This is a genomic window from Nocardioides zeicaulis (assembly GCF_042432345.1).
In the GTDB taxonomy this organism is placed as follows: Bacteria; Actinomycetota; Actinomycetes; order Propionibacteriales; family Nocardioidaceae; genus Nocardioides; species Nocardioides zeicaulis.
The window spans coordinates 1,677,776-1,694,096 of sequence record NZ_JBHLXH010000001.1 but is presented as its reverse complement, the minus strand read 5'-3'; the positions used below and the strand labels follow the sequence as shown (position 1 = coordinate 1,694,096).

Annotated in this window: 12 protein-coding genes and 1 pseudogene; 8 read left to right on the top strand and 5 right to left on the bottom strand. The window is 75.1% G+C overall.

Features of this window, described 5'->3' with window-relative positions:
* Positions 1–119: 119 nt before the first annotated feature.
* The 5 genes from ACFFJG_RS08275 to ACFFJG_RS08255 all read left to right on the top strand — a co-directional run bounded on the left by ACFFJG_RS08275 (position 120) and on the right by ACFFJG_RS08255 (position 8,217).
* A complete protein-coding gene (locus ACFFJG_RS08275; protein WP_378518125.1) occupies positions 120–1,346 on the top strand; it encodes an allantoate amidohydrolase in 1,227 nt (408 codons plus the stop codon).
* Complete coding sequence (locus ACFFJG_RS08270; protein WP_378518124.1) at positions 1,343–2,653, top strand: formimidoylglutamate deiminase; 1,311 nt, start codon at positions 1,343–1,345, stop codon at positions 2,651–2,653. The genes ACFFJG_RS08275 and ACFFJG_RS08270 overlap by 4 nt, the downstream gene beginning before the upstream one ends.
* On the top strand, positions 2,650–3,825 hold the full coding sequence (hutI, locus tag ACFFJG_RS08265) for an imidazolonepropionase (RefSeq protein ID WP_378518123.1): 1,176 nt from the start codon (positions 2,650–2,652) through the stop codon (positions 3,823–3,825). Before ACFFJG_RS08270 ends, hutI begins: the two co-directional genes overlap by 4 nt.
* Before the next feature lie 541 nt (positions 3,826–4,366).
* Positions 4,367–7,285, top strand: a complete 2,919-nt coding sequence (locus ACFFJG_RS08260) for an ATP-binding protein (RefSeq protein ID WP_378518122.1) — start codon at positions 4,367–4,369, stop codon at positions 7,283–7,285.
* A 176-nt stretch (positions 7,286–7,461) separates the two neighbouring features.
* Entirely contained in the window at positions 7,462–8,217 is a 756-nt protein-coding gene (locus tag ACFFJG_RS08255) for a sucrase ferredoxin (protein ID WP_378518121.1), read from the top strand.
* A 22-nt stretch (positions 8,218–8,239) separates the two neighbouring features.
* Here the strand turns inward: ACFFJG_RS08255 and ACFFJG_RS08250 are convergent, their stop codons facing one another.
* The 3 genes from ACFFJG_RS08250 to ACFFJG_RS08240 form a co-directional block, all read right to left on the bottom strand.
* Positions 8,240–9,391: a hypothetical protein gene (locus tag ACFFJG_RS08250; RefSeq protein WP_378518120.1), complete on the bottom strand. Its 1,152-nt coding sequence runs from the start codon at positions 9,389–9,391 to the stop codon at positions 8,240–8,242.
* Positions 9,388–9,696 carry a hypothetical protein gene (locus ACFFJG_RS08245; RefSeq protein WP_378518119.1) on the bottom strand — a complete coding sequence of 103 codons (309 nt, stop codon included), beginning with the start codon at positions 9,694–9,696 and terminating at the stop codon, positions 9,388–9,390. Before ACFFJG_RS08245 ends, ACFFJG_RS08250 begins: the two co-directional genes overlap by 4 nt.
* Positions 9,697–9,944: 248 nt before the next feature.
* Entirely contained in the window at positions 9,945–10,727 is a 783-nt protein-coding gene (locus ACFFJG_RS08240; protein ID WP_378518118.1) for a hypothetical protein, read from the bottom strand.
* 223 nt (positions 10,728–10,950) lie between these two features.
* Here ACFFJG_RS08240 and ACFFJG_RS08235 point away from each other — a divergent pair, with 223 nt between their 5' ends.
* Positions 10,951–11,484, top strand: a complete 534-nt coding sequence (locus ACFFJG_RS08235) for a hypothetical protein (protein ID WP_378518117.1) — start codon at positions 10,951–10,953, stop codon at positions 11,482–11,484.
* Here ACFFJG_RS08235 and ACFFJG_RS08230 read toward each other — a convergent pair.
* Entirely contained in the window at positions 11,471–12,691 is a 1,221-nt protein-coding gene (locus ACFFJG_RS08230) for an MFS transporter (RefSeq protein WP_378518116.1), read from the bottom strand. The genes ACFFJG_RS08235 and ACFFJG_RS08230 overlap by 14 nt on opposite strands.
* A 51-nt stretch (positions 12,692–12,742) precedes the next feature.
* Between ACFFJG_RS08230 and ACFFJG_RS08225 the strand changes: the two genes are divergently transcribed.
* Together ACFFJG_RS08225 and ACFFJG_RS08220 are read left to right on the top strand one after the other, a co-directional pair.
* The gene (locus ACFFJG_RS08225) at positions 12,743–13,969 is read left to right on the top strand and encodes an FAD-binding domain-containing protein (RefSeq protein ID WP_378518115.1); all 1,227 of its coding nucleotides are present in this window, start codon (positions 12,743–12,745) and stop codon (positions 13,967–13,969) included.
* Between the two features lie 76 nt (positions 13,970–14,045).
* The gene (locus tag ACFFJG_RS08220) at positions 14,046–15,992 is read left to right on the top strand and encodes a M3 family metallopeptidase (RefSeq protein WP_378518114.1); all 1,947 of its coding nucleotides are present in this window, start codon (positions 14,046–14,048) and stop codon (positions 15,990–15,992) included.
* 73 nt (positions 15,993–16,065) lie between these two features.
* On the opposite strand, the pseudogene ACFFJG_RS08215 reads toward ACFFJG_RS08220, so the two are convergent.
* Positions 16,066–16,321, bottom strand: a pseudogene (locus tag ACFFJG_RS08215) (hypothetical protein); the annotation flags it as partial.

Sequence of the window (16,321 nt, the reverse complement as noted above, 5' to 3'; positions counted from 1 at the left end):
CCGTCCCGGGTGCCGTCCTCCTCGTCCGCAGGTACGACCCGGGTCGTACGTCTCGGATCCGAGACGTGCGGCGGGGGACCCGCGTTGACCCGTCCCCGCGCGACCGGTGGACTGGGCGCATGTCCACCCGACGAGGCTTCGAGGAGATGTGGCGCGACCTGGCACCGGTGGGTCGCTCGGCCTCCTCGGGCGGCTACTTCCGCCAGCCCTGGACCTCCGCAGAGGGTGAGCTCCGCTCGTGGTTCGGCGAGGAGTGCGCCCGCCGCGGCCTCACCGTGGAGACCGACGGCATCGGCAACCAGGTCGCCTGGTGGCACCCGGACGCTCCGACCTCGGCGAAGGGCGTGCTGACCGGCTCGCACCTCGACTCGGTGCTCGACGGCGGCGCGTACGACGGCCCGCTCGGGGTGGTGTCCGCCCTCGCGGCGCTCGACCTCCTGCGCGAGCGCGGCGTCACGCCCGCGCGCCCCCTCGGCCTCGGCGTCTTCGTGGAGGAGGAGGGCTCGCGCTTCGGCCGTGCCTGCCTCGGCTCGCGGCTGGTCACCGGCGCCACGACCTGGGAGCAGGCCCGCGAGCTGCGCGACCGCGAGGGCGTCGCCCTCGGCGACGCGGTCGACGCCGCCGGGCTCGACCCGTCGGCCGGCCTGCTGTCCCTCGACCGCGTCGGCACGTTCGTCGAGCTGCACGTCGAGCAGGGCCGCGACCTCGTGGACCGCGACGTCGCCGTCGGCGTGGCCAGCGAGATCTGGCCGCACGGGCGCTGGCGCTTCGACTTCGCGGGGCAGGCCAACCACGCCGGCACCACGCGGATGGAGGACCGGCACGACCCGATGCTCACCTACGCGATGACCGCGCTCGCCGCCAACAAGCAGGCCCGCCTCGCCGGCCAGCGCGCGACCTTCGGCCGCGTCTCCGTCGAGCCCAACGGCACCAACGCGGTGCCCTCGCTCGTCACCGCCTGGCTCGACGCCCGCGCGTCCTCCGACGACGCGCTCGCCGAGCTCGTGGACGCCATCGGCCGCCAGGCCGAGGAGCGCGCCGGCCGCGACGGGACCGCCCTGACCCTCACCGCCGAGTCGGTCTCGGGCTCGGTCGCCTTCGACGCCGACCTCGCCGCCCGCCTCGCCGGGATCGGCGGCTGGCCGGTCATCCCCACCCAGGCCGGGCACGACGCGGGCATCCTGTCCGACGCCGGGATCCCGACCGCGATGGTCTTCGTGCGCAACCCCACCGGCGTCTCGCACTCGCCGGACGAGCACGCCGAGACCGCCGACTGCCTGGCCGGCGTCGAGGCGCTCGCCGACGTGCTCGCCGAGCTGGTCGGCCCCGGGCCGGCGGGTCGATGACGGCGTACCTCCTCGAGCGCGCCTGGGTCGACGGCGCGTTCCGCGACGACGTGCTCGTCGAGGTCGAGGACGGCCGGTTCGTCTCGGTCACGCCCGACGCCGACCCGCGGCGCGCCGTGCCGGTGCGCGGCCTGGTGGTGCCCGGCCTGGCCAACACCCACAGCCACGCCTTCCACCGCGCGCTGCGCGGGCGCACGCAACGTGAGCGCGGCACGTTCTGGACCTGGCGCGAGCAGATGTACGCCGTCGCGGAGCGGCTCGACCCCGACACCTACCTTGCGCTTGCGCGGGCGACCTACCGCGAGATGGCCGCCTCCGGCACGACCTGCGTGGGCGAGTTCCACTACCTCCACCACCGGCCCGACGGCAGTCCCTACCCCGAGCCCAACGCGATGGGCGAGGCGCTGGTCGAGGCGGCGCGGCAGGCGGGCATCCGCCTGACGCTGCTCGACACGCTCTACCTCTCCTCCGGCTTCGGCGCCGCGCCCCAGGGCGTGCAGGTGCGCTACAGCGACGGGTCCGTCGACGCCTGGACCGCACGCGTCGACGCGCTCGGGGTGGGACCGCACGCCCGCGTCGGGGCCGCCGTCCACTCGGTGCGCGCCGTCCCCGCGGCCGACCTGCCGGCGGTCGCGGCGTGGGTCGGCGAGCGGCCCTTCCACGTGCACCTGTCCGAGCAGGTGGCGGAGAACGACGGGTGCCTCGCGGCCCACGGCGTGACGCCGGCGCGGCTGCTCGCCGACCACGGCCTGCTGCGGCCCACCACGTCGCTGGTGCACGCCACCCACCTCACCGACGACGACGTCGCGCTCATCGGCGCCGCCGGGGCCTACGCCTCGTTCTGCCCGACCACCGAGCGCGACCTCGGTGACGGTGTCGGACCCTCGCGCGCGCTGCACGACGCCGGTGCGCGGCTGACCCTCGGCTCCGACAGCCACGCCGTCGTCGACCCGTTCGAGGAGATGCGGGCCGTCGAGCTCGACGAGCGGCTCGCCACCCAGCAGCGCGGCCACTGGACCGCGGCCGAGCTGCTCGCCGCCGCCACCACCGACGGGCACGCCTCGCTCGGGTGGGACGACGCCGGCGCCATCGCCGTCGGCCTGCGTGCCGACCTCGTCGTCGTCGACCCGGCGTCGGTCCGCACGGCGGGCACCGGCCGCGACGAGGGCACGGTGGTCTTCGCCGCCGCGGCCGAGGACGTACGACGCGTCATGGCCGACGGCCGGTGGGTCGTCGAGGACGGCGACCGGGCAGGGATCGGGCGCGAGCTCGACGACGTGATCACCTCGATCTGGGAGCGCCCATGAGCACCACCGTCATCACGAACATCGGCGAGCTGGTCACCAACGACCCGGCCCGTGCGGACGAGGGCGGGCTGCTCGGGCTGGTGCACGACGCCGCCGTCGTCGTCGACGGCAGCCGGGTCGCGTGGGTCGGCCACGCCGCGGACGCGCCGGACGCCGACATGCAGGTCGACGCGGGCGGACGCGCCGTCGTCCCCGGCTTCGTCGACTCCCACAGCCACTTGGTCTTCGCCGGCGACCGCTCGGCGGAGTTCGAGGCGCGGATGACCGGCGAGCCCTACACCGCCGGCGGCATCCGCACAACCGTCGCGCGCACCCGCGCCGCCACCGACGAGCAGCTGACCTCCCACGTCGCGCGGCTCGTCGCCGAGATGCGCGCCCAGGGCACCACGACGTTCGAGGTCAAGAGCGGCTACGGGCTGTCGGTGCGCGACGAGGCCCGCAGCCTCGCGATCGCCCGGCAGTTCACCGACGAGACGACCTTCCTCGGCGCCCACGTCGTCCCGTCCGGCACGACGCCGGAGGACTACGTCGCGCTCGTCACTGGCCCGATGCTCGCGGCCGCCGCGCCTCACGCGAGGTGGATCGACGTGTTCTGCGAGGACGGCGCCTTCGACGTCGACCAGGCCCGCACGATCCTCGCCGCCGGCGCGGAGGCCGGGCTGCGCGGGCGGCTCCACGCCAACCAGCTGACGTACGGCGGCGGCGTGCAGCTGGCGTGCGAGCTCGGGCTGGTCGCGGTGGACCACTGCACCTACCTCTCCGACGACGACGTCACCGCCCTCGCCGACAGCGGCACCATCGCCACCCTGCTGCCGGGCGTGGAGTTCTCCACCCGCCAGCCCTACCCCGACGCCCGCGCGCTGCTCGACGCCGGCGTCCGGGTGGCGCTGGCCAGCGACTGCAACCCCGGCTCGTGCTTCACCTCCTCGATGGCGCTGTGCATCGCGCTCGCGGTGCGCGAGATGCGGATGAGCCCCGCCGAGGCGATGCACGCCGCGACCGCCACGGGCGCCGCCGCGCTCGGCCGCGACGACGTCGGCACCCTCGCTCCCGGGAAGGCCGCCGACCTCGTCCTCCTCGACGCGCCCTCCTACGTCCACCTCGCCTACCGCCCCGGCGTCCCCCTCGTCACCGGCGTCTGGCAGGCCGGCCGCCCGACCGTCCCCCGGTAGTCCACCGGGTTCCGGCTTCCCTGCCCCGCCCCTTGGGTGGTCCACCGGGAGGTGGTCGTGGGACCGCCGCCGGGACGACCTGAACCCGGTGGACCACCCCCGCCGGCCCCTCGGGGTAGTCCAGTGACGAACTGTCGTGGATGGGCCCTCACGACAGCGTTGTGGCACTGGACTACCCCGGCGGGACAGCGGTTTGCCACTGGACTACCCCGGCCCGGGGGTACCTCAGACGCGCCCGTACGCCGTACCTCAGGCGGTCTGAGGTAGCCGGCGACCGAGGGATAGGGCACGCGCCCGATGCCGGCGGCTACCTCATGGGCGGAATCTCGGATCACGGTCCCGGACGGGGCCACCGAGAAGAGGAGAACGACATGTTCAGCACCGACAGCTTCCTGGGAGCCGAGCTCGCCTACCGGCAGGAGCGCATCGCGAAGGACTACGGCCAGCGTCGCTGGACCCGGGTCCGCGCGACCGACACCCAGAAGTGACACCCACGACGATCGACCCGCCACTGTCGGACCGGCAGGACACAATGTCCCCCGTGCCGGCCCTGCGGACCACCGATCTCATCGGACGCGATGCCGAGCTGGAGCACCTCACCGCCCAGCTCGGCATTCGCACGTCCGGGGACGGACCCACCGCCCGGGCGGTGCTCGTCGCCGGCGACGCGGGCGTCGGGAAGACCCGCCTGCTGCTCGCGCTGCGCGACACCGCGCTCGAGACCGGGTGGCAGGTCGTGGCCGGCCACTGCCTCGACCTCGCAGACAGCTCCCTGCCCTACCTCCCCTTCTCCGAGGTCCTCGGACGGCTGATGGCCGACCGGCCCGACGTGGCCGCCCGCGTCCTCGACCAGCACCCCACCCTCGCGCGGCTCCAGCCCGGCCGGCGCATCCGCAGCAGCGAGACCGCGTCGGGCGACCAGGCCCTCGACCGCGGCAACGTCTACGACGCGTTCGGCGACCTCCTCTCCGCCGTCGCCGAGCAGGCGCCGCTGCTGCTGATCGTCGAGGACGCCCACTGGGCCGACGAGTCCACGCGCGACATGCTCAGCTTCCTCTTCTCCCGGCCCGTGCCCGGCGTCTCCCTCGCCGTCTCCTACCGCGCCGACGACCTGCACCGCCGCCACCCGCTGCGCCGCCAGGTCGCCGAGTGGAGCCGGCTGCGCGGTGTCGACCGCCTCGCCCTCGAGCCCCTCGACGACGACGCCGTACGCCAGCTGGTGCGCGCGCTGCACCCCTCGACGATGACCGAGGCGGAGTGGGCCTCCGTCGTCGACCGCGCAGAGGGCAACCCGTTCTTCATCGAGGAGCTCGTCGGCGCCGCCGGCTCGGGGCAGGGGCCCGGCGAGCTCGCCGACGTGCTGCTGGTCCACCTCGACCGCCTCGACGACACCACGCGCCAGGTCGTGCGCCTGGTGTCGGTCGCCGGGAGGCAGGTCAGCCACGCGCTGCTGGCCGCGGTCTGCGACCTCGGACCGACCGCGCTCGAGGCGGCGTTGCGCACGGCTGTGGAGTCGCACGTCCTCGTCGTCTCCCGCGGCGGGACGTACGCCTTCCGCCACGCCCTGCTCGGCGAGGCGGTCTACGACGACCTGCTGCCCGGTGAGCGGATGCGGCTGCACGCCGACTTCGTGTCCGCACTCGGCGAGGGCCGCGCCGTCGGCACCGCGGCCGAGCTGGCCCAGCACGCCCGGCGCGCCGACGACCGGCCCGTGGCGGTGCGGGCCTCGATCGAGGCCGGCGAGGAGGCGCTCGCCGTGGGCGGCCCCGCCGAGGCCGCCACCCACTTCCTCGACGCGCTCGAGCTCGTCGACACCTCCCGCACCCCGGTCGGCGACGTCGACACCTTCGTGCTCGCCCGGCGCTGCGCGGAGGCTCTCGTCGCGTCGGGACGGGTCCAGAAGGCGGTCAAGGTGCTGCGCTCTCGGCTGGCGATGCTGCAGGCCGACGCCTCCAGCACCGACCGCGGTCAGCTGCTCACGGCCCTCGCGTCGGCGTTGATGCTCACCGACACCACCGACTCCCCGCGCGAGATCGCCGCCGAGGCGGTCGAGCTGCTGCGCAACGCCCCGCCCAAGCTGCTGGTGCGGGCGCTCCTGGTGCAGGCCCAGAGCCTGAACGGGTGGCACGCCGACGAGGCCCGCGCGATCGCGGTCCACGCCCTCGAGCTCGCCGAGCGCCACGACCTGACCACTCTCGCCGTCGAGCTGCACACCACGGTGGCCGGCCTCGACCCGACGGGCGGTTCGAGCGCCAGCGCCGGTTGGCGCGCCGCGGCCGAGCGGGCCCGCCGTGCCGGCCTGCTCGAGCCCGAGCTGCGCGCCCTCTACCTCCTCGGCCGGCTGCTCCAGGACGAGGGCGACCTCGACGCCGCCGTCGCGACCTACCGCGAGGTGCTCGAGCGCAGCGAGGTCGGCGGGCTCGCGTGGTCGCCCTACCCCGCCGAGGCGCGGCTGCTGATGGCCGTCGCGCTCACCCACCAGGGGTGCCTCGACGAGGCCTGGGAGCTGCTCGACGTCAGCGGCCAGAACCCGCCGATGGTCTTCGAGTGGCTCTTCTTCGCCCACCAGATGCTCATCTCGCTCGGCATCCGCGGCGAGGACAAGGACCACGCCCTCGACCGGTTGCGCGACTACTGGGGCACCGACGGCCTCACCGCGATCACCGCGGCCACCGCGACGCTGCTGCGGGCCGCCACCGACCGCGACGCCGCCACGGCGCTGACCACCTACGACGACGTGGTCGAGACCGTCGTGCCGCTGTGGCACGAGTGGTTCCAGGCCCGGCTGCGGCTGGCCACCCTCGCCCTCGCGGCCCTCGCCTCGGCTGCACCCCAGCAGTCCGCCGAGGAGCGCGCGGCGCTCGCGGCCGACGTCGACCGGCTGGTCGCCGACGGCGGGCGGGTCATCGACTTCTACGCCCCCTACGACGACAGCCACGGCCCGGAGTACCGCATGTGGGTGGCCCGACGCACCGCCGAGCACCTGCGCTGGCGCTGGCTCGCCCAGGTCGAGCCGCCGACCTCCGAGGAGCTCGTCGCGGCCTGGCGGGCCGCCGAGGAGACCGCGGTGGCCTACGGCAGCGTGCCCGAGACCACCCAGGCCCGCGTGCGCCTGGCCGGGGTGCTGCGCGCCACCGGTGACGCCGCGGGGGCGCGCGAGGTGGGTGACCTCGCCCGCCAGGGCGCGCGGGCCCTCCGCTCGCAGGCGCTGCTCGACGAGCTCACCGCGCTCGGGTCGTCGGCCGCCCCCGTGACCTCGGGCGACCCGGTCGCGCTCACCCCGCGCGAGGCGGAGATCCTCGCGCTGGTCGCCGAGGGCCGCAGCAACGGTGAGATCGGCAAGCAGCTGTTCATCAGCACCAAGACGGTCTCGGTGCACGTCTCCAACATCCTCGCCAAGCTCGACGCCGCCTCGCGCACCGAGGCCGCCGCCGTCGCCCGGCGCCGCGGCCTGCTCTGACGACGTATGCCGGTGGCTCCGGGCCCCGGTTGTGCTCGCCCCTCCCGGTAGTCCGCTGCGTTCGGCCGGTCCGGAGCCCCCGGGCACCCGCCGAAGGCAGCGGACTACCCGGGGCGGTGGGGACGACGGCGTACGCCGGTCGCAGCGGGTCCCCGGTCGTCGGACAGACTGGTCGGGTGACTGACTTCCGGTGCGCCCTGGCCAGCCTCACCGACGATGAGCCGATGGTCGGCACCGCGCCCACCGACACCGAGCTGCTGCTGGTGGAGGCTCCGGGGCCGTGGGGTCGCGACGCGGTCGCCGACAACCGGTTGCCCGACGCGGTCCGCGCCCACCTCGCCTCGCTCGACCTCAAGGTGTTCATGGTGCGCCGTCCCGACGGGAGCGCCGGTCCCGGCACCCACGTCTACCGCGCCAGCGCCATCGCCGACGGCTTCTCAGTGCGCGCTGCGGTGCTCGACCGGCCCGACGACCTGCTCGCCCTCGACCTCGACACGCTCGAGCCCCACGACGGCCCGCTGTGGCTGGTCTGCACCAACGGCAAGCGTGACCGCTGCTGCGCCGAGATGGGCCGGCCGGTGGCCGGCATGCTGGCCGGTCGGTGGCCCGGGGGCACGTGGGAGACCACGCACCTCGGCGGGCACCGGTTCTCGGCGACGCTGATGGCGCTGCCGAGCGGGGTGACGCTGGGTCGCCTCGAGCCCACCGACGCGATCGCGGTGTGCGAGCAGGTCGCGGTCGGCGGCTTCCCGCTGGGCTGGGCCCGCGGCCGCGCGGGCCGACCCGGGATCGACCAGGCGCGTGAGCTGCACGTGCTGGCCGGCGGCGACCCGGCCGACGAGGTCGTCGCCGTGCCGGGACCCGTACGCCGCCAGTCGTGCGGCGACGACAAGGTCAAGGGCACCACCCGCTACGAGGTGGCCGGCGGCTGACGCACCCGCCGGGCCGGCCTGCTCAGCCCAGCCGGCCCTTGAGGTCGGTCGCGGAGGGTCGACCGTCATCGGCGCCGCCCACGTCGAGCGGGTGGGCGACCTGCGGGCGTCCGCCGTCGGGTCCGCCCACCTCGGCCTGCTCGACGCCGACCAGCGGACGGCCGTCGTCGGGGCCTCCGACGTCGAGCGGGTGCGCCACGGACTGGGCCACCGGCTGCGCGACCGGGTGGCCGACGGCCTGCCCGTCCTGCGCGGCGGCAAGGGTGCGGGCGGCACGGTTGGCCTGGGCCTGCTCGCGGTCGGCGACGGCCTGCGCGTCGTGGGCCTCCACCCGCGCCTCGGTCAGCTCGCGATGCAGCGCCGCCACCTTCTCGGCCTGGGCTGCGATCTCCTCGGGGGGCCGGTCGGCGTTGACGAGGTCCTCGAGGTCGCCGAGCGCGGCCTGCTCGCGTCGCTTGAGCAGCTCGACGGTGTGCCGGGCGGCCGCGGCGGCGTCACCGGCCTGGACGGCCTCCAGGGCCTCCTCGGCCGCGTCGCGGCGCAGCTCGCCGAACCGGACGTCCTGGGCGTTGGCCCCGACGAGCCGCGCGCGGTCCTTGTCGGGGTGGACGTCGGCGTAGTCCGCGAGCGCACGGACCAGGTCGCGGGTGCTGGTGCGCCGCGCGTCGCGCAGCTCGAGCTTGGTCTCGAAGCACGACTGGTAGGTCTTCCAGTCGGCCTCCCACGCGTCGGCCTGCTTCTGGGTCGCGTCGCCGGGCAGGGTCTGCACGGGCGGCATGATCTGGTTGCCCCGCACCTCGAGGCCGCGGCTGGCGGCGAACGCGCGCAGCTGCTCGAGACCCTCGCGGTGGCGGCGCAGGACGTCGGAGTAGGCGTTGATGGCGCGCCCCAGGCCGCGGAGGTTGTCGCGGACCTCGGCCGCCTCCTCGTGGCGCTTGGAGGCCCGGGTGCGCAGTGCGTCGGCGGCCTCTCCGGAGAAGACCTCCTCCGACAGCCCCGCGGTGCGCTCGAAGGCGTCGACGGCGAGCTCGACCTTGCTGGCTGTGCGGCGCACGGAGTCGCCGTAGGCGTCGACCTCGTCGGGCTCGGTCCAGTGGTAGCCGCAGCCGATGGGGTCGCCGAACTGGAGGCCGTCCTCCTGGACCTCGAGGCGGTCGGCCTGCACGCGCGTCACCGGGGCTGCACCTGGACCTGGTCGAGCTGGGAGGCCACGACCGCGGCCTGGCCGACCATCACGTCGAGCTCGTCGAAGTCGATCACCGAGTCGTCGATCGCCGAGGCGACCGTGCGGCACTTGCGGACGACCTGCTCGGCGTCCTCGAGCAGGCTCTTGACGCCCTCGACCACGAGGTCGCGCCACGGGAAGTCGTCGGCGGGGTGCTGCACGTCGGAGAGGGCGGCCCTCAGGTCCTCCCGCGCGGAGTCGAGCTCCGCCTGGGCGCCCCGCAGCGCCCGCTGGTTGATCGCGATCGGCCTCATGGCGACCCTCATGCCCCGGTGAACGCCGTCGAAACCCGAAGTCGTGAAGTTGTGAACGACCTGTTCCCCGGACGCCGCACCCTGGCGGCGTACGACACCCGCAGGGGCTCGCAGGATGTCGTTTCCCGCCACCCTCGGCCGGCGTGCGCCGACCCTGGCGGCGTACGACACCCGCAGGGGCTCGCAGGGTGTCGTCTCCCGCCACCCTGGCGGAGGCCGTGCTCACGGAAGCACGAGGCGGGCGGGGGTCACACGTGTCCGCTGAGCTGGGCCATGCGCAGCTCGAGGCGGCCGAGGAGGGCGGCGCTGTCCTTGTCGGTCATGGACGAGCGCCTTCCGGCGCCCTGCGAGCACACCGGCAGCACGTCGACCGACAGCTTGGCGCCGCCGGCCAGCGCGCGGAGCTCGTCGAGCCGGGCGGCGAACGGCGAGCCGCTGCCGGGGGAGTAGTAGCGCACCGCCTCCTCGACCTCGTCGGGGAAGAGGTCGGCCTTGGTGACGGCGATGACCAGCCAGGTGGGCCGGTCGCGGCGCACGGCCATGCTGGCGATCCGGTGGGCGGTGATCGACCAGTCCTCGAGCTCGGCGGCGAGCTGCTCGTCGCGCGTGGCGGCTGCGGCGCCGGTCGTGCCGGCGGTGCGGCGCGGGGTGGCGTGGCCCCAGGCGACGACGTGCAGCACGCCGTCGACGGGCTCGTCGTGGAACACCTCGTCGAGCGCGCCGAGGCGGGTGGCGGCGTTCTCGCCGGGGACGACGCGGAAGCGGTAGCCGCGCAGCCGGGCCGCGCGGCGCGTACGACGCTCCATCACCGCCGACCCGACGTCCTGGCCGGACTCGGCGCTGGCCCGGCGGGTGATCCGGTCGGTGAGGCGGGTCTTGCCGACGCCGGTCATCCCGGTGACGGCCACGGTCGGGTAGCGGTGGCGCAGGAGGCGCGAGGCCCGCTCGGGCGCCTGGGAGAGCGCCGCGAGCGCACCCCCGGCGATCGTCGTGCCGAGGGCGGCCTTGCCGTGTCGCAACGGTGACTGCATGCCCCCATCCTGTCCGACGGCCCGCAGCGGGCCCCGCCCCCGCGGGGGGTAGTCCAGTGGCGAGACGTCGTCCGGACGGCCCCCGACGCACGTTTTGCCACTGGACTACCTGCGGCGGACGACGCTCTGCCACTGGACTACCCCCGGCCCGACACGCGCGGGTTGGCCATGCCACCACCCGTCTTGGACAATGGCGGCACCTGCCGCCGGTGGAAAGGTCCCCATGGACACCGAGAACCGTCCCGTCCTGACCGGGCTCCTCGCCCTGGTCGGCGTCGCCGTGGTCATCGGCCTGCTCGGCGGGCTCGCCGTCATGGTGGGCGTGAAGGCCGCCGGGATCGGTGACGACCCCGGCACGAGCAGCGGCGGGGGCGCGCCGGCGACGTTCAACCTGCCGCGCCCCACCGACACCGGCACGCCCACCCCCACCCCGACCGACGACACCGGCACCCCGGCCGAGACCGACAGCGCGTCGCCGAGCCCCGCGCAGGGGATCACGCTGACCACGCCGCAGCAGTCGGTGGGCGCGATGCAGCAGATCGTCCTCACCGGCACCTACCAGTCGGGCGAGGGCGCGATCCTGCAGGTGCAGCGCAACGAGGGCGGCACGTGGACCGACTTCCCGGTGACGATGTCGGTCGGTGGCGGCACCTTCTCGACGTACGTCCTCACCGGTCGCACGGGCGAGAACGTGTTCCGGGTGATCGACACCGACACCCAGGCCACCTCCAACGAGGTCACCGTCACCGTCGGCTGAGCGAGGCCGCGCGGGTCCGCGCGAGGTCGACCCGGCGGGTCCAGTGGGCCACCCACGCGGTGCCGGCCACGCCGAGCACCCCCATCACCAGGCACGCGGTGGCCAGCGGCGCGACCGCGGCGACCGCGCTCACCAGCACCGGTCCGCCCGTGCCGCCGATGTCGCCGCACAGCCGCCACGCACCGAGGAACTGCGCGCGCCCCTCGGCCGGCGCCGCGTCCGCGCCGAGCGTCATCACGATCCCGGCTCCGAGGCCGTTGCCGGCGGCGACGAGCACCATCACCAGCGTCACCGACCACGCCTCGGTCGCGAGCGGCAGGAGGAGGCAGGCGACGGCCATGCTGGCCGCCACCGGGACCGCCACCACCATCCGTCCGCGCGTGTCCATGAGCCAGCCGCCGGGCCAGGTGAGCGCGACGTCGAAGACGGACGCGACGGCGAAGATCAGCGAGGTCGTCGACGCCGACAGCCCGACGTGGTCGGCCCACAGCGGCAGCAGGCTCATCCGCAGCGACCGGCTCGCGCCCAGCACCACGACCGCTCCGCCGAGGGTCGCCAGCACCCGTCGGTGCTCCCGGACGACCCGGCGCACGGTGACGTGGCCGCTCTCCCGCGCCTGCGCGCGCCGCTCCTGGCCGAGGTCGGGCATCAGCCCGGAGACGATCGCGGCGACGACGGAGGCGGCCGCCGCCATCACGAAGACGGCCGGCACCCCGGACAGCGAGATCAGCCCGGCCCCCAGCAGCGGACCCACCAGCACGCCGACGCGCTGCGTGCCGCCGAGGTACGACATCCCGCGGGCGCGGTGCGTCACCGGCACCGCGTCGATGATGAAGCCCTGGCGGGCGAGCAGGAACACCGTCCAGCAGGCGCCGCTGAGCAGCACGCCCGCGGCCAGGCCGGCGACGGTGTGGGTGAGCGCCATCGACGTCATCGCGCACGCGTCGAGCAGACCGGCCCCCACCAGGGCGCGCCGCTCGCCGATCCGGGCCACCAGCGCGCCCGCCGGGAGGCTGGTCAGGAGCTGGCCGATGCCCATGAGCGCGACCACCACGGCGGCCAGGCTGATGTCGGCGCCGAGGTCGCGGGCGCGGATCGCGAGGACCGGCATCATCGCGCCGTGCCCGATGGCCGAGGCGGCCGAGGGACCGTAGGCCGCGAGCGCGATGTCGCGGAAGCGGAAGCGACCGTCCCCCGAGCTGCTCACCCGCACACGCTACGCGGGGTCGCTGTCGGTCCCTGTGGCTAGCCTCGCCGCATGCCCCTCCTCCCCACGCCCCCGGCGCTGGGGGAGGGCGCCTCGACCGACGACGTCGTGGCCTGGGTGGCCCGTCACCTCGGCGACCTGACGCTCGAGGGCCCCGAGGGCATCCGTGCGGGTGGCCTGCGTGGCGGGCAGCCCGCGGCCGACGCGGCGCTGGCGCTCCTCGACGTCCGCGGCTACGCCCGCTCCCGCAACCAGGTGCTCCCGCGCTCGCGCCGCGGCGCCACCCGCATGTCGCCCTACGTCCGCCACGGCCTCGTGCCGCTGCCCGACCTCTGGGACGCGGTCGCCGACGCCCCGGCGCCCGATCGCCGGAAGTACCGCGACGAGCTGCTCTGGCAGGAGTACGCCCGCCACCTCTACGCCCGGGTCGGCCCCGACCTCGGGCGCGACCTGCGCCGGGCCCAGCCGCGTCCGGCCCGGGCCTGGACCGAGCCGTGGCCCCGCGAGATGGCCTGCCTCGACCACGTCGTCGGCGAGCTCCACGACGACGGCTGGCTGGTCAACCAGACCCGCATGTGGCTGGCCTCGCAGTGGGCGGTGCGCGCCGGGCACGACTGGTGGCGTGGCGAGGACGAGATGTTCACCCACCTCCTCGACGGCTCCCGCGCGGCCAACCGGCTCGGCTGGCAGTGGACGGTCGGCACCGGCAGCGGCAAGCCCTACGGCTTCAGCCGCTGGCAGGTGGAGAAGCGCGCGCCGGAGCTCTGCCGCGCCTGCCCGCTGTCGGGGCGCTGCCCGATCCAGCAGTGGCCCGACGCCCGGGTCGGCGGCGCCGTCGACGGTCCCGACCTCGGCACCGGCCCGGTCCCGGCCGGACCGGCCGAGCAGGAGGGCAGCGGGGGCGAGGTGGTGTGGCTGACGGCCGAGTCGCTCGGTGACGCCGACCCCGCGCTGGCCGCCGACCCCGACCGGCCGGCGGTCTTCGTCCTCGACGAGCCGCTGCTGGCGCGGCTGCGGCTCTCGGGCAAGCGGCTGGTCTTCCTCGCCGAGACCCTAGGCGAGCTCGCCGCGACGCGGCCGCTGGAGGTGCGCCGCGGTGACGTCGTCGCCGAGCTCTCCGGCCGGCCCCTGGCCGCCACCTGGACGCCCGTGCCGGGCTGGGCACGCCGGTCCCGCCGGCTCGACGTCGTGGAGCAGCACCCGTGGCCGTGGCTGGTGCGGCCGCGCCCTTCCTCGGTGCGCTCGTTCAGCGCGTGGCGCAAGGGCTCGGGCCGCTGAGCCCTGACGCACCGTGGCCTGACGTGCCCCAGACATGCCTTGGGCGGGCCGCTTGCCCGTCGTAGGCTGCCGGACCGTGACGTCCGCACCCCCGACCTCCGACCACCCGCTCACCCCGCTCGACCTCCCCGGTGACGGCGACTGGCTCGCCTGGGTCTCCGCCCGCTGCGAGGGGCAGCTCGCCGAGGCGACCCGGCTCGTCGAGGGGCTCAAGGGCGGCGGGTCCGCCACCGAGGTCCTCGGCGGCTGGAACCGCGCCGCGACGGCGATCGCCAACGCCTCCTCGGTGTCGATGTGGGCCGAGGTCCACCCCGACGCGGCCGTGCGCGACCGTGCCGATGCGCTCGACCAGGACGTGCAGCGCTTCGTGACCGAGCTCGGCCTCGATCGCGAGCTCTACGCCGTGCTCGCCGGCCTCGACGCCACCGAGGTCGAGTCGCTCGACGCCGACGCCCGTCGGGTGCTCGACCACGCCCTGCGCGACTTCCGCCGCGCCGGCGTCGACCGCGACGACGCCACCCGCGACCGGCTCCGCGAGCTCAGCGAGACCGCCGTACGCCTCTCGCAGGACTTCGGGCGCACCATCCGCGACGACGTGCGCACGGTCCGGCTCGCCCCGGAGCGGCTCGCCGGCCTGCCCGACGACTACCGCGAGGCCCACCCGCCCGGCGACGACGGCCTGGTCGGGCTCACCACCGACTACCCCGACCTGGTGCCGTTCATGACCTTCGGGTCCGACGCCGAGGCGCGCCGCGAGCTCGCCCTCGCCCAGACCAACGTCGGCTGGCCGGCCAACGACGCCGTGCTGCAGGAGCTGTTCGCGGTGCGCCGCGAGACCGCCTCCCTGCTCGGCCACGACTCGTGGGCCGACTACGACACCGAGGTGAAGATGGTCGGCTCGGGCGCCGCGGTGGCCGAGTTCATCGACCGCATCAGCGCGCTCGCCGCCGACCGCGCCGCCGCCGAGAAGCAGGTGCTGCTGGAGCGCAAGCGCCTCGACGACCCCGGGGCCGAGGAGGTCCTCGGCCACGACTCGCGCTACTACTCCGAGCTCGTGCGCCGCGAGCAGTACGACGTCGACGGCCAGGTCGTGCGGACCTACTTCCCGTTCGAGCAGGTCCGCCAGGGCCTCCTCGACGTCACCGGTCGCCTCTTCGGGCTCACGTGGACGCCCGTCGCGCCCGCGGCCGCCGGGGCCTGGCACGAGGACGTCGCCACCTACGACGTCGGGCTCGACGGCCGCCGGATCGGGCGGATCCACCTCGACCTCCACCCGCGCGAGGGCAAGTACAAGCACGCCGCGCAGTTCGACGTGGTCAGCGGCGTCGCGGGCGTGCAGCTGCCCGAGGGCGCGCTCGTGTGCAACTTCAGCCGCGGGCTGATGGAGCACGACGAGGTCGTCACGCTGTTCCACGAGTTCGGCCACCTCGTCCACCACGTGCTCGGCGGCCAGGGCGCGTGGGTCGGCTTCTCCGGCGTCGCGACCGAGTGGGACTTCGTGGAGGCGCCCAGCCAGATGCTGGAGGAGTGGGCGTGGGACGCCGACGTCCTCGCGACGTTCGCCCGCAACGCCGCCGGCGAGACCATCCCCGCAGAGCTGGTCGAGGCCATGCGCCGCGCCGACGCCTTCGGCAAGGGGGTCAACGCCGCGCAGCAGATGTCCTACGCCGCCCGGTCCTACTGGTTCCACACCGAGCAGCGCGACGACCTGACCGCCTTCGGCGACGAGCTCCAGCGGCGCTACTCGGTGTTCCCGCCGCTCGAGGGGGCGCACATGCACTGCTCCTTCGGCCACCTCGACGGCTACTCCTCGGGCTACTACACCTACATGTGGTCGCTGGTGATCGCGAAGGACCTGTTCTCCGCCTTCGACCCGGGCGACCTCTTCGCACCGGAGGTGGCGTTGCGCTACCGCGACCGGGTGCTGGCGATGGGCGGGCGCAAGGACGCCGCCGACCTGGTCGCCGACTTCCTCGGCCGGCCGTACTCCTTCGACGCCTGGGCGGCGTGGCTCGAGGAGTAGCCACCCCGTGCAGCGACCACGCAGCACCGGCCCGGACCCCCTCGGCGGGGTCCGGGCCGGTGCGTGAGGGGTCTCAGCTGGTCGTGACGGCGGTGTCGTCGATGACGAAGCTGGTCTGCAGCGAGGAGTCCTCGGTCGCCAGGAACCGCACGGTGACGGTCTTGCCGGCGTAGGCCGCGAGGCTCTGGCTGTACTGCGTGTAGGTCGTGCTGGTGCCGACGTTGCTGAACGTCCTCAGCGTCGTGGTCGTGCCCGCGCTGATCACCTGCACCTTGAGCGTGTCGTACGCCGTCGAGCCGGTCTCGGCGGTGTCGCTGCGCAGCCAGTAG